The sequence below is a fragment of the Nostoc sp. LPT genome, assembly GCF_017115165.1.
GTDB lineage: Bacteria > Cyanobacteriota > Cyanobacteriia > Cyanobacteriales > Nostocaceae > Nostoc.
The window spans coordinates 23,544-38,119 of the sequence record NZ_JABXKF010000174.1 but is presented as its reverse complement, the minus strand read 5'-3'; the positions used below and the strand labels follow the sequence as shown (position 1 = coordinate 38,119).

Below are 14,576 nucleotides of genomic sequence, written 5' to 3'. Positions count from 1 at the left end.
AAACTTGTAAAGGGAAAAGAAACCAGAGGCAAACTCCTTGAGTTACTAGTTTGATAGCTTCTCGTTAGCCCACCTTTCCGAACCAGTGCGGGTTCGGTGCAGGCGTCCTCCCCAATCAAAAATCCGTATTCTCAGGGTGTAGGGGCGCACGATAAAACTTACCCCTAAGTCACAAAAGCAAAATTTGTGTAACTTTTGGCTTTTGAGATATGTCCATGATGATGAGGTTTGAGGGGAGGAGAGCATGAGGGATAATCTATCGGCATCCTCTCGCGTAGATGCAGCAGAAGCGGGTAGTGAATTAGAATGTTTGCCCTATAGTGTCCAGCATGACAATGAGGGCGTGTGTTTATTGGTGAAAATGGGGCCACACCGCATTCTGTTGGACTGTGGTTTGGAGGATATTTCATCGCTGGCTAAGGGGCTTACTAAGTCGGTACGTGGAAGTAGTTCGCCCCTACCAGCAGATTTAGTTTTGATTAGTCATGCCCACCCAGATCACGCTAAAGGCTTACTGGCGCTGCATAAAGCTTTTCCAAAGTTACCTATTTATGGTAGTGAGGTAACTAGCAAGTTACTACCACTGAATTGGGTAGACGAAGACCCGAAGGAAATTTCCCAATTTTGTCATGCCTTGCCATTGCGATCGCCTGTGGAATTTCAAGATGGTTTGGTGGCAGAATTATTTCCCGCAGGGCATTTACCAGGAGCAGTGGCAATTCTCCTCACCTACACCACCCAGCAGCGGACTTACAAGCTACTGTATACAGGGGACTTTTTCTTATCGAACTCCCGACTAGTAGAAGGCTTGCGTTTAGAGGAACTGCGGGGCTTAGACTTGGATGTGCTAATCATTGAAGGTAGTTATGGCACATCCCGTCATCCCCATCGCCGCAACCAAGAAAATCAATTAGCCGAGCGAATTAATCGAGCGATCGCTGACCATTGTTCTGTAATCCTTCCTACCCCGGCTTTAGGATTAGGTCAAGAATTATTAATGCTCTTGCGATCGCATCACCACTTCACCGGCCGAGATTTAGATATTTGGGTAGATGGTGCTGTCGCTACTGGATGTGATGCATATCTTGAACTGCTACCCCATCTCCCCCCATCAGTGCAGAACTTTGCCCGCCATCAACCCTTGTTTTGGGATGAACGGGTACGTCCCCGCGTGCGTCGTCTACAACCAGAACATCGTCCCAGTGTAGGTAAGTCACCTTGTATTGTCCTCACCGACTCGACATCTGATTTAGGCGAACACTGCCAATTAGACACCGGGCCTTGGCTGATTCTCCTACCAGAAAAAATTGATATAAAAGTTAACAAAGAATATTTAGCGCCTACCACTCTTGAAACCTATCTCTTAGCTCAACATAGCGATGGCCCTGGTACTACACAGCTAATTCATAATTTGCGACCCCAGCACGTGATTTTTGTCCACGGTTCCCCTACCTACTTGGCAGACCTGACTAGCTTAGAGGAGTTGCAAAACCGCTACCACGTACATTCTCCGGCGGCTGATACCTTAGTAGAACTGCCCATCGGCGACACATTTTTACAACCGGCAGCTCCAGAGACTAACTATGAAGGCGAACTGACAGAGTTAGGAACAGTAATCACAATTACCCTACCCAATGTGATTACTGCCGATCAGCGTTGGCGGCAATTTGCCGATACTGGTTTAATCGAAGCTCGTTGGCAAGGGGAAGAATTAGTATTAAGGGGATTGTCTCAACGAGAACTGCTCAACCAAAACAGCGATCGCTATACATGGACAGATGTAGACTGTTGTGGTACTTGCCGACACCAAAGAGGGCAGCGGTGTTGGAACCCAGCTTCCCCATTGTATAACTTTAAGGTAACTCTCGAAGGTTACTGTCCTGCCTTTGAAGGTTTATCTAGTCCTGAGTCCTGAGTTCTGAGTCCTGAGTTAGGATTTATTACTCAGCACTCGATACTCAGCACTCAGAACTGATTATTTATTCTGGATTCGAGTCAGTGTAACGGTTGTGAATGCGCTCTGCTTCGGGACAATCTTCAGTCATCAGAGGTTCTACATTACCGCGTGGTACTGAAGCCAATTTTTGCGTTACAGCACCAATGCTCTCGAGGCGAACCATTTCTTCCCAAGAACAAACTTCGTCCTCTTCTTCTGTTTCATAGCGTAGGGTCACTAAATCTCCCTCTATGTCTATGATGCGGGCGCGTTCAATCCAGCGTTGCTGGTCCCGCAAGAAAACACATACCTCGCGCCCATCGCAACACAGTTGATAAATCTTGCGGTGTAGCATGTACTGTTTCTGCCTTTTTAAACAACGTAGTTAAACCTAAACCTGTCAAAATCTGGGTTCTACCCCATTACATTACACCTTTAAGAGGTTAATTTCACTGTTTGGAACAAGTACGTTTCATCACCCAATCCCAAGATTTGCTTCTAGTTGTCAAAATATCAGGATAATATTGGGTCATAAATCGGATGCTCTAGCAATGAATTCAATCTCACTCCGGCTTATTCTAGGGAATGTCTGCTTCTATAGAAGTCAAACAATTCGGTACCTGTCCTAACCAGGTTTATATTTGTTGGTGAGTCATTCTTCCCATTTTGTAATAAAGAATACTCGAAAACAATCGTTGATTGCGGTTGTTTAACTTGCCTACTTTTAATCATTGGCATTATTGGGAAGTCCGGGGACTTGGCTTTACTTTTACCCACTTGTATCTGATCTTAACTCATTCTCTTGCTGACCTTGATGCTTTTCAACAACAACACCCAAATAGTTTTGAGTTTTTCAGGTTTTTGCCTAAAAAAAGGCAACAGCGTAAGGGAAGAGGTAGAGGGAAAAGACCATGAGAAAATTCTACTCCAGAAGTCTCAAGAGGATTTATATGGTAAAGGAAATTCTATAAGCACGTTCGATGAGGATGCTTCTCGTTTAATTTTTCCGGCGCGAACTGCATCGTATAGGGCTGCGAGGTCTGGCAAATCCTCTGACTGATAGCATTTAGTGGCTAGCACCTGCTGGAGTAAACCCTCAGATTCAACACTAAGATATCCAGTTTGGAAAGCAGATGCAATAATTGTGCGAATCATCTTGATTAGGGCAGAGTGAGCAAATTATTAGGTCTAGTGTGGAACATTTTCCTCTGTTGCTAATTGATATGAAACATTAATACTGTGTGATTAGTATTACGCTCAATCAGTGATTTATATCACACTAGGAGTTTTTGATACTCTAATATACACAGATAAAAAGGCACAGGAATTTTCAGCATCAATGTTGAAAAGCTGAATACCTTAACAAAATTAAAATACAACAATTTTTTCAAAAAGCATCGACAAAATATATATGAAAGATCAGCAATCAAGCAAAAAACTGGCGAAAATCTTCATCTTTTTGACTTAATTGCACCCAGTCTAAGTTTAAAGATTGGAATTTTTGCACCAAGCGATCGCAAGCCGGACGTTCGGTAGCATAATGTCCAGCATCGATTAAAATAAGATTGCGATCGCGGCTTTCTTGAAACTGATGGAATTTACAATCAGAAGTTAGATAAGCTTGGGCACCTGTTTTGACGACAGCTGAAATGTAACTAGCCCCCGAACCACCCAAAACAGCAACTCGTGAAATTGTCTGCTGTAAATCAGCAGTTGGAGAAAAAATCAAATTAGGGGGAGAAAGTCGGGTTTGAATAGTTGCAAGTAATTCCTGTAATGTCAGAAATGGCTCTAGCAAACCAACACGACCATATCCTAATCCTGCTTGTGTAAGTTCTATGGGAGTAACTTCTTTGAGTTCTAAAATCTGAGCTAAAACGTCAGCAGTACCGTCTTGCACTTGGTCAAAATTCGTGTGGGCAGTGTAAATACCAATATTGTGGGTAAAGGCTAACCGTACCATTTCAGCGATCGCTTCACCAGTGCGTAAAGATTTGAGAGGATTAAAAATCAACGGGTGATGGGCGAATATCAGATTAGCATTTTCTGCGATCGCTTCCTGCATTACCGCCAAAGTCGGTGTCAAACACACCAAAACCCGTGTTTTTTCCTGCAAAATACCTGGCTCAATTTGCCAGCCACAATTATCCCAGCTTTCACACCAAGCGGGATTCGCCCATGCTTCAAACCAAGTAATTAAATCAGCAATTTTCATAATTATTTTCTTCAGCAATTTTTAATTGCTAATCAGCGTTTCTGTGGTTGAATATTTAATTTTAATGCTAATTGCTGACGCATTTCCTGAAAAGGTTTGTTCCATACAGGGCTAGCATTCCAGTTCCATACTGCTACTGGAATCAGTTGTTCTTCAGCAAGATAAGTTAGCAGACGGTATTCATCTTCTGGTTCACGAGAAAAGGTGAAGGGGTTGCGGTAGCCTGTCTCACACAGTTTATAAGATACGATCTGACCATGATTAATACGTTGTAAAAGTTCCTTACCTTTGGCGAGTAAATAATCCAAAAATAACAGACTAAAAGGCTCTATATGTGCGCGTTTTTGTGGCTCTTTTTGTACCCATCTTGCCCAGTCAAATCCATACATAAAATCATGAACATAACGAAAGCGTATTTCCGTTTTATTTCCGAACATCTCTGTCAGACAAACCATCTTTTCACCAAAAACCTTTAAGAAAGGAATAGCGCCTTCGTCTGCGTTTAAAGCCTGCCGAAGCATACTACTTACCAGAAAATCAAAATCCCAGAAGATGTTTTCTGGAAAATTTTGCAACTGAGTACGGACTATATTTTCGATAGTTGCTTGAATGGTTGTGATAATTTGAATGTCAGTGTTTTGTTCTGCAATCAAATTTTCTAATTCTGCAAAGCTGGTAATTAATGTTTTTTGGGGATTAAGTGACAATAAATTAACAGACTGCTGGGCAAGTATTTCATCAATAAGTTGAAAAGTATGAGTTGGCGTTAGTTTTTGCTTCATAGTAATAGAAGTAGCCCAAGCAGGTTACATTAAGTGTTATTTTATATTAGAATAAATAAATTATTAAACTTATATAAATAAACTTAACTTTTAAGTTTACAAACTGACATGAGATGCTCAGTGTATGTCTAGTTAATTATCAATAAAGGAATTTTTCCATCCCAAGAGTGTAAAAATACTTAGTATAGTCTCCCAAAAGTTAAGGTTTTGGGATTATCGATTATTGACTTTGGACAAGCTGCACAAAAAAATAGGACACTTGCGTAAGTCCTAATAAAATTTAACTACGGTTTCTAAATTTAAGAAATTTGCTATGCAGAAATGTGGACAACTAGTTCTCTAGAATGACTGCGTTGACGATGTTCCCAAATATAAATTCCCTGCCAAGTTCCTAATGCCAAATGACCACGATTAATAGGTATATGTTCAGAAGTATGGGTAAGTGCAGTACGAATGTGTGCCGGCATATCATCGGAACCTTCGGCATCATGAATGTATTTGCCTGATTCTGGTACAAGTTTTGCCATAAAGTTAGCTAAATCTACAAGTACATCAGGATCAGCATTTTCTTGGATTACTAAACTAGCTGAAGTGTGGCGCAAAAATAAAGTACAAAGGCCAGTTTCTACTGCCGATTCTGCAACTATAGCTTCAATTTTTGCGGTGATGTTTTGAAAAGATTTGCCAGTAGTAGAAATTCTGAGTAACTTTTGGTAGTGAGTCATGTGGAATACTGAAATTAAGGTATTATAAGCATATTAAACAAATTGTTCTTGCGATCGCCACATTACTCAACTATTATTAAAATTAGCATCTGATCAAAATATCCTGCCCATTGAGAATATTTACTAACAACAAATAATCTGTTAATTGACAATTTTAGTCGCGTTTACTTCTAATCTCACTACTGGTGGAGCATATATAAAACCCATGTGATCCGAAGGATAAGTTTCCAAGTATGTTTTGGCTATCTCTTCAACAAAGTTTTGCTGTAAAGCTTCTGGTATCCTGGCAGTAAAGGGAAATAGTATTGTTCGAATAAATCCATTCAAGCTTTCCTTTCCTTCAATAATTCCTTTTGTTGTTGAAAGTAATTCAACACGATTGATTTTTAAACCAACACTTTCTAACCAACTTTTATATTCATTTGGTTCATAAAAACCCCAAGGCCAAGTAAATTTGTCAAAATACTTGCTCCAGCTTGCGCTCGACATAACTTTACTCATAACAGTATCTACATGAGAGTCATTTGTTTTTGCCGGAAATAGCAGTAATATTCTACCATTTGGCTTGAGACTCCTTTCAATACCTGTAAGAACCGGAATGTGATCGATAATCCAATGAAGACAAAAAAACGAAACAATAACATCAAATTCGTTGTTAAAATTTAAATTTTTTGCATCTGCAAATTGGAAAGTAAGGTTGGGAAAATAACTTGGAGGAAAAGTTTTTTGAGCAAAATCAATCATTTCTAAAGAATTGTTAATACCTCTAACTGAACCATTAGGTATATAGCTGGCAATCTCAGCAGTAACTTTTCCATCTCCGCAACCAATGTCCAAAATACTTTCATTTCCTTTTAAGTTAAGTTTCACTATTGCTTCTTGCGCACTTTTTTGTTGACTGGAAGAATTTTTGCGATAATCCTCTGGATTCCATTTGTCCATAACGGTAGTCCTCCTTGTGAGTGATAAACAGTAAGCGATCGCCTGCGCATTCATCCTGCTCAAAATGAGGCATGAAAAGCAAATTAGCAGTTAAATCTATAATAAGGTGATGAAGGCAATTTCGGCAGTCACAATAGTTAAGATATATTAGTAACTTATCCATTTCATCTATTCTGATAAATATTATCTACTATCTTTAGTATGGCAATAATTGATAACAGCTTGAGCTATAGTTTCATTACCATCCTTAGCAATTGGTTGAGATTGCTTTGCTAGTTGAGGTAACTCATGGAGAAAATTCCAAGTCCCTTGAAAAAATTCAGATGCGGTAATAATTTGATGCTGATTATAATCAGTTATACCTTCTACTATAAAAGTTGCTTCAGCAAAGTCTTCACGCGGTATGGTGACAATTGGTACTCCTAGTATCGTGGCTTCCGAAAAAGTACTGTAACCAGGTTTAGAAACGACTCGCCCACAAATAGGCATAAAATCTACAGGGCGGTATTTGTGGTCATTAATTTTCACTAAATTAGGTAAATCTGGGGCAGATTGATCGAATACGAGAAATTGCCAATCTTGAAATTGCTGTAGGTTATCATAAGGAATTTGCTGTAAACCTAACCCGCCAAAGGTCAACAAAATAGTTTTTTCGACTGGTGCAGTTATTCTCCAAATAGAACGTAAATCATCAGGAGAGTGACGGGGGGAACCGCCTGTTAAGCCGACATTTGTGATATTGTTAAAAGCTGGCATTGGTTCGTGGAAAGGAAGACGAAATAGGCGATCGCACTTTGAATACCAATCACTAATCCAATCTGCAACTGCGGTAAATTCACCTCCCCAATCTCGGTAGATAAAGTCCCAGCCAAAGTTACTCATCATCCAGCAGGGAATATTTGCAGCTTTGGCAAACCCAGGAGCAAGGAAGGGAATATCTGCCAAAATAAGATTAACGCGATTTTGGCGGATAAAATTTACTTCTGAGGCAATCAGCGAATTTTGATGCTTCTTAATATACAGCAACTTTTCTAAAGTCGCTCCTTTATCCATTGTCAAACTATCCGTTTGCACCACACCCAAATCAAATGCACGGGGACGATAAATAAAATCGCCTTCTATATAGCACTCTAGCAGCCAGCGTGGGGCAGTACTCACCAGAATTAGCAGGACTTCTGGACATAATTTTTGAATGGTTGCGGCTATAGATGCCGTGCGTGTAGCATGACCAAAGCCGTGGTTTGTTATGGCTAAATATAAGATTGGGCGTTCCATTTTCAAGTTAGGAGTTAGGAGTTAGGAGTTAAAATTATAATTCCCAGACTGATAACTTATAACTCCTAATTTTTAATTAATTTTGCAAAAACTTTGAATCGTTTCAACCAATAAGTCAATTTCCGATTCTAAAGTAAAGTAATGGACGCTAGCGCGTATACAGCTAGGATCGGCAATTGTCCGAGTTAATATCCTTTGTGAGTCTAAAAATTGTACCAACTTCAAATGAGCTTGAGGCTGATTATTTGCAAGTTGGAAGGAGACTATACCGCTTTCGGGTGGGGAAGTTCGCAAACATTTAATATCGGATAACGCTATCAATTGTCGCCAGAGATACTCACTGTTATGGCAAATTTGCTCGTAACGTTCCTGTGACGTTCCCCATTGCTGATGAATTGCGATCGCTTCCTTTAATCCAATATACAAAGGATAAGCTAATGTAGATACTTCGTATCGTCGCCCATCAGGAAGCCAATCTACAGGCTGAGATTGACTGTTTACAACAATGCCATTTAAACCAATAAACGTAGGTTTCAGGCTTTCTCGTGCTTCTGGTCGAACATACAAACCACCCGCACCCGCAGGGCCACATAACCATTTGTGACCCGTGAAAGCATAAAAATCTACTCCCAATTCAGTTAAGTTTAAAGGCAATAAACCAGCAGATTGGGCAGCATCTATTAATAGTGCAGAATGATTATTTCTGCATGCTTCGGCAATTTTCTCAAGAGGTAAAACTTGACCAGTATTCCAGAAAACATGACTCAATATTACTAGGCGGGTATTGGGGCGCAAGTGCTGGGCAATGATGGTTACAGGATCGCCCTCATTTAAAGTCGCTTTTAGGGGACAAGTGGTAACTTCCACAGCGAATCTCCGCGAGATTTCCCCAGCTGTGGCAATCACGCCTGGATGTTCGCAGTCTGAGAGCAGTAGATGGTCGCCAGCACGCCATTCGATGCCCCACATGGCGATATTACAGCCAATAGTGACATTTTGGGTGAGAGTAATTGTTTGGCTTGGTGCATTTAACTCCAAAGCGATCGCTTCTCTTGCAGCTTGAGTCTGCGGTGCTATCCAGCTATACGCCTCATTACCAAAGGGGCCTATTTGCTGAACATAAGCTTGAGTTTGGGCGATCGCATCCATTGCCCTTTGGGGCATCGGCCCTTGTCCCCCATAGTTAAAATAAGCCTTATTCCCCAAAGCGGGAAATTGCTCTCGATGGTGATACAGGTTGATTGGTGATGCAGAAATACTAGTCACGTCGCTTCGCTCCGAATTCAAAATTCAAAATTCAAAATTCAAAATTAATGATCCCCATAAATAAATTTAGGGGCTTGTATCCTTTTCGTTTTCGGTCATAATTCACAAGAGATATCTGCTGTTTGCAGGCTATTGATATTCAGACGATCGCCAATTACAAAGATTGAATGCTGGAATTCGTAGATAAAGTAGGGATTCTCACCCTTTCTCTAGAGTGTGACACACTCACAGATCATGTTGTTTTGTCATTTAACCTTGTAATAATGGACAAACTGTGGTTTTTTATCACTCTCTCTTAGTTGTAATTTGGGGCAAAAGCAAACGCTTGTGCTGTTTACGCCAATAGCTAGCTGTTGACAGTATAAAATAAACGACAAATTAAACGTAAACACGTTGGCGTAGCCCACCGTACCCCTTTGGGGATCTTGCTACGCGTAGCGTCTCGCAGAGAAGGTATCGCCACTTCCAGATTTTAATTGTCAGAGTTACTCCCAGATTATGCTAATTCTTGTTAACTTAAAAGGATGCTAATTAATGCTGAACTCCTACTGCAATACCAACGCTGTAAACGCCGACCTTTTCTAGATATCCACGGTGACAAAAGTCAGCGCGATGCTCCTAATGAGTTGCTACGGAAATTGCAACAGGACAAAATCGCTCATCAGTTGAGTGCTATAGCACAGATGACTTATCATCAACCAGATTATTCTTATGGAAACTGGGAAAAGGGAGAGAAAGCAACTTTAGAATTGATGCAGCGTGGGGTTGAGTACATCTATAAAGGAGTACTGTTAGCAAATTATTCTGAAGCAGACACCCTGCTAAGTCGTCCAGATTTACTCGTGAAACAACCGGGAAAATCCCATTTTGGAGATTGGATCTACGTTCCGGCTAGTATTGAACTGGGTAAGCGCCCTAAGCAAGAATATCAGGTTGTCGCTGCATTTCATGCCCAAGTGTTGACAACAGTGCAGGGAGTTGCACCTGAAACAGCTTTGCTCATATTGCGAACCAAAAATACAAATTATGCAGTGGATCTGTGCAAATGGACACCACGAATGCAGCAGATTTTGGATGAGTTTATTCAAGTTTTAGAGTTACCGAATCCGCCAGAAGTATTTATCTCTCGCCAAAAGTGCAATTTTTGCCATTGGTATAGTGAATGTTATGCGATCGCTCAATCTGAAAAACATCTCTCACTGCTACCAGGTGTAACACCCCTTCGCTATACTGAACTCCAAGCCTTAGACATTACCACACTGGAATCTCTTGCTAACACCAGTCCCAGCAGCTTAGAAAACCTACTTGGTTTTGACAGCCAAGTAGCGCCCAAATTGGTAGTGCAAGCTCAATCTGCACTAGAAAAACGACCGTTTATTTTACCCTACCCGCTACCAACAGAAGATATTACATTCACAGGGCCCATAGAGCTTTATTTTGATATTGAAGCCCAGCCAGACTTAGATTTAGATTATCTCTTAGGAGTTTTGGTTGTTAATAGACAAGCTAATACAGAACAATTTTATTCCTTTTTAGCAGACAAACCAGAAGACGAAGAATTAGTTTGGCAGCAATTTTTGGATTTGGTTTGGCAATATCCCGAAGCGCCAATTTATCATTTTTGTGTCTACGAGTTTGATACAGTCAAACGGTTGGCAAAACTTTACGGCACTCCACACTCCTTAGTGCGTCCTGTACTAAATCGGTTTGTGGATGTGTATGAACAATTAACCCAAAGTGTAGCATTGCCCGTAGAAAGCTATGCCTTGAAAGCGATCGCTCGTTGGATGGGATTTGAGTGGCGCGATCGAGAAGCCAGTGGTGCTAAGTGTATTTACTGGTACGATCAATGGTTAGAAACAGGCGATCGCACCTTACTAGAAACTATCCAACGTTACAATGAAGATGACTGCCGCGCCACCCACAGAGTCAAAGATTGGCTTGTCAACTTTTTCCAAGATGAATATGGTTTGCGACTTGCTTACTGAGTGCTGAGTACTCATACTATTTATTTGTGAGACTGCGCCAAACTTTTTAACTTCATTTCTTTGTGTGCTTCTCTAACGAGACGTTGGGCGTAGCTTGCTTCTCCGTAGGAGTATGCGATTCGTTTCTCTTTCTTGTACTTAATTTTTAACATGGTTTAGCACATCTTCATTCAGAACTAGTATCACTACTGTTTAAGTGTTATCTTGTTTGTGATTTTCAAAATTTAGCAATAGCTTTTCATGCAGTTCATTAAAAAAATCTTTGTATTCCCACGAATTCTTTACTTTTTAATCCCGATTTTAATTATTAGCTTCGTATTCACAAACTTTCCATCAAATGGTATTGAAGTCACTAGCATAGAATTTATCGGGGAAGCCACCTTGCCGAAAGGTCTAATCTTTCAAAAAACTGAAGTTGGAGGTTTATCTGGAATTACATATAATGCAAAAAATAACCTTTATTATGCTATCTCCGACGATCGCGGCCGAAAAACTGCTGCTCGTTTCTACACCTTGAAAATCGACTTGAGCAAAAGTTCCCTACAAAAAAATGGAATTATTCCAGTCGGCGTTACCACATTATTAAATGAAAATGGTCAAACATTTAGCCCTGGTGAAACTGATACAGAAGGTATTGTATTAACTAACAAAGCAACTGTATTTATTTCTTCTGAAGGCAATGCTGAAAAATTAATTAATCCTTCTATTAAAGAATTCTCACTATCTTCTGGTAAAGAAATTGTTACACTCCCCATACCAAACAAATTTTTGCCAGATAAAACTAGTCAACAGGGTATCCGCAACAATTTGGCTTTTGAAAGCCTCACCATCACACCCGATAACAAGCATCTATTTACAGCCACCGAAAATGCTCTAATTCAAGATGGGGTCGCCGCTAAACCTAATATCGGTAGTCCTTGCCGAATTTTGCAATACAACTTGCTCAACAACCAGCCAGAAAGGGAATTTCTTTACCAAACTGAACCAGTTACACCATTTTTGAATCTGATTGGCAAATTCGCTAGTGGATTACCCGATTTACTTGCTCTCGATAATCAAGGACACTTCTTAAGTTTAGAAAGGTCTTTTACTGGTTTAGGATTTGCTATTTCCCTGTTTCAAGTTTCTTTAGAAGCAGCCGATGATATTCATAATATTGATAGCCTTTTAGCAGTTGACTCCAAAAACATTAAACCAGTTAAGAAAAAACTGCTATTAGATTTGAGAAAATTAAATGTACTGCCAGACAATATCGAGGGCTTAACTCTTGGCCCAAAACTAGGGGATGGTCAACAATCATTAATTCTCATCAGTGATAATAATTTTAATTCCCTGCAACGCAGCCAGATACTAGCCTTTAAAATTAAAATTGAAACTCCATTAATTAGATTATTACGCCGTTTACTCCCGAATATTAACCTTTAACCGTATAGAGATAAAAGTGCGTAAGCGTAGCCCGTCGTAGACATCGCGGCTTGACTGCTATTTAGCTATTTTTGATTATTCCTGTGTATTCACGGAATCTACTAAGTAACTTTATCTAGCTTATTTATAGTTTACGTGTAATTTCTCAACCGTACTTATTAATAAATATGTTACACAATGTTTAGTAGCTTTTGCAGAAAGCTTAACCATATTTACAGCATATAATTAATTTTCTCAAAACCCGGATATTTCTTAGATTTGAATTTAATAATTAGCTAGACTTAATTAAAGTATTTTGCCAATAAGATTTTTTATAAATAATTTTTATGCCAGAAAATAAAATGGAGAGTATGGTAGGGCAAAAGGCAGAATTAGACGATTATACCGGACAATTTTTAAATAATCGCTATTTAATCAGAGATTTGATTGGCAAAGGGGGGATGGGTAGAGTTTATCTAGCCGAAGATACTGCTAAAGGCGGTATGTTGATTGCAATCAAAATCTTATCACTTAGTTTGTTAAACCAACAAATGTCCCAACGTTTTGCCAGAGAGATTTTTATTGGAGCTCAATTGGGTCGCAAAAGTAGACATATTGTTCGCATTTTAAGTTATGGAGTTACTGAGGATAAAACTCCATTTTATGTAATGGAATACCTCCAAGGAAAAAATCTCAAACAAATTCTGAAAATTCAGCCTTTAACCATATCAAGGTTTTTAGAAATTTGTAATCAAATTTGTTTAGGTTTACAATGTGCCCACCAAGGTATCAGCCTTAAAGGAGAGATTTATCCTATTGTTCACAGAGATATTAAACCAGAAAATATATTTATTGCTGAAGATATTAAAAAAGGTGAAATTGTTAAAATCCTAGATTTTGGTATTGCCAAGTTTTTAACAGAGCGAAGTGGGATGACTTTAACAGATTCTTTTATTGGCAGTTTGCCTTACTGTTCTCCAGAACACATGGAAGGGCGTAAACTGTTAGATGTCCGCTCTGATATTTATAGTTTGGGAGTACTAATGTTTGAGATGCTGACAGGGAAACATCCATTTCAAACTAAAAGTAACTCTTTTGGTACTTGGTATCAAGCCCATCGCTTTCAAATGCCACCGACAGTTGAAGAAGTAAATCCGCAAGTTAAAATACCGGAAATATTAGAAAAAATATTGATGAGTTGTTTAGCTAAAGAAGTAAGCGATCGCCCTCAGAATATTAACCAAATATTAGAAGGCTTAGAAAAAGTTAATGCTCAACTTAATGATGTTATTCCTAGCACTAGCACTAGTACTGACCTGATTAAAATCTCGCTTCCAGTTCAATTAGTACCTGCAACTTTATTATCAGAAAAAGAGTGTTTGCAGAAAAATTGGCCGAAAAATAAACCAATTGCGTCAATTGGATTTCCTCATTTACTACAAACTCCTCAAAAACCTATACCAACTTTTTGGGCAATGTTGCCTAAACAAGAGATTGCAAAATTTTTAGATAAAATACATAGTACTGAATTTATTAGTAAAATGAGTGTATACCCGATGCTCCTGTGGGTAACAGTACTATATGATGTTCAACCTTCTACGACTAAATGGCTACCTTATTTTCTGGATCTAAAAGATAATAAAGGTCAAAATATAGCACGTAGTTTAGCGGAAGTAGGTTACTATCATCTACTATTTTTTTCACTAGAAGATCCAACTCACTGCTCTCATGTAACAACTTTAAACCTCACAGATAAACAGCGCCAACAACTTGTAGAGTGGTTAGATATGAGTCAACAGTCAAATGAACTAATCTTGCCTAATCAAGCCAAAAATATTCTCAGAACAGAGTACGAAAAGGTGAAGTTAGACATATTACAAAATTTAGCCACACATCAAAAAATTGAGAAAGAAGGTTTAAAAAATTGGATGACTAAATTCTTGGAGATGTTTTTGAAACTTCTATTACGTCCTTGAAAGGTTGCTGTCAAAATCAAAATCCTTGCCACCATTACCTAATAATATTTTTATGTGTGTATTGCTA

At 39.3% G+C, this 14,576-nt stretch carries 12 protein-coding genes; 4 read left to right on the top strand and 8 right to left on the bottom strand.

Going from position 1 to position 14,576, the window contains the following annotated elements; all coding sequences use genetic code 11:
- Positions 1-244 precede the first annotated feature (244 nt).
- Positions 245-1,915 carry an MBL fold metallo-hydrolase gene (locus HWQ58_RS33495; RefSeq protein WP_292872418.1) on the top strand — a complete coding sequence of 557 codons (1,671 nt, stop codon included), beginning with the start codon at positions 245-247 and terminating at the stop codon, positions 1,913-1,915.
- 64 nt (positions 1,916-1,979) lie between these two features.
- Here HWQ58_RS33495 and HWQ58_RS33490 read toward each other — a convergent pair whose 3' ends face one another.
- The 8 genes from HWQ58_RS33490 to HWQ58_RS33455 all read right to left on the bottom strand — a co-directional run bounded on the left by HWQ58_RS33490 (position 1,980) and on the right by HWQ58_RS33455 (position 9,141).
- Positions 1,980-2,291 carry a DUF6679 family protein gene (locus HWQ58_RS33490; protein WP_012408115.1) on the bottom strand — a complete coding sequence of 104 codons (312 nt, stop codon included), beginning with the start codon at positions 2,289-2,291 and terminating at the stop codon, positions 1,980-1,982.
- A 581-nt stretch (positions 2,292-2,872) separates the two neighbouring features.
- Positions 2,873-3,091, bottom strand: a complete 219-nt coding sequence (locus HWQ58_RS33485; protein WP_292872416.1) for a hypothetical protein — start codon at positions 3,089-3,091, stop codon at positions 2,873-2,875.
- Between the two features lie 271 nt (positions 3,092-3,362).
- Complete coding sequence (locus HWQ58_RS33480) at positions 3,363-4,151, bottom strand: Nif3-like dinuclear metal center hexameric protein (RefSeq protein WP_292872414.1); 789 nt, start codon at positions 4,149-4,151, stop codon at positions 3,363-3,365.
- Positions 4,152-4,183: 32 nt separating this feature from the next.
- Positions 4,184-4,933: a hypothetical protein gene (locus HWQ58_RS33475; protein WP_292872412.1), complete on the bottom strand. Its 750-nt coding sequence runs from the start codon at positions 4,931-4,933 to the stop codon at positions 4,184-4,186.
- A gap of 311 nt (positions 4,934-5,244) precedes the next feature.
- Positions 5,245-5,658 (bottom strand): secondary thiamine-phosphate synthase enzyme YjbQ, encoded by a 414-nt coding sequence (locus tag HWQ58_RS33470; protein ID WP_292872410.1) that lies wholly within the window; start codon positions 5,656-5,658, stop codon positions 5,245-5,247.
- A gap of 141 nt (positions 5,659-5,799) precedes the next feature.
- Entirely contained in the window at positions 5,800-6,600 is an 801-nt protein-coding gene (locus tag HWQ58_RS33465; RefSeq protein ID WP_292872408.1) for a class I SAM-dependent methyltransferase, read from the bottom strand.
- 183 nt (positions 6,601-6,783) lie between these two features.
- On the bottom strand, positions 6,784-7,875 hold the full coding sequence (locus HWQ58_RS33460; RefSeq protein ID WP_292872406.1) for a glycosyl transferase: 1,092 nt from the start codon (positions 7,873-7,875) through the stop codon (positions 6,784-6,786).
- A 72-nt stretch (positions 7,876-7,947) separates the two neighbouring features.
- A complete protein-coding gene (locus HWQ58_RS33455; protein WP_292872404.1) occupies positions 7,948-9,141 on the bottom strand; it encodes an aminotransferase class V-fold PLP-dependent enzyme in 1,194 nt (397 codons plus the stop codon).
- A 524-nt stretch (positions 9,142-9,665) separates the two neighbouring features.
- Between HWQ58_RS33455 and HWQ58_RS33450 the strand changes: the two genes are divergently transcribed.
- The 3 genes from HWQ58_RS33450 (at position 9,666) to HWQ58_RS33440 (ending at position 14,509) form a co-directional block, all read left to right on the top strand.
- Positions 9,666-11,129 carry a TM0106 family RecB-like putative nuclease gene (locus tag HWQ58_RS33450; RefSeq protein WP_292872402.1) on the top strand — a complete coding sequence of 488 codons (1,464 nt, stop codon included), beginning with the start codon at positions 9,666-9,668 and terminating at the stop codon, positions 11,127-11,129.
- A 240-nt stretch (positions 11,130-11,369) separates the two neighbouring features.
- Positions 11,370-12,554, top strand: coding sequence for an esterase-like activity of phytase family protein (locus HWQ58_RS33445; protein ID WP_292872400.1), 1,185 nt, complete (start codon positions 11,370-11,372; stop codon positions 12,552-12,554).
- Positions 12,555-12,880: 326 nt separating this feature from the next.
- Positions 12,881-14,509, top strand: coding sequence for a serine/threonine-protein kinase (locus HWQ58_RS33440; protein WP_292872398.1), 1,629 nt, complete (start codon positions 12,881-12,883; stop codon positions 14,507-14,509).
- Positions 14,510-14,576: the final 67 nt, after the last annotated feature.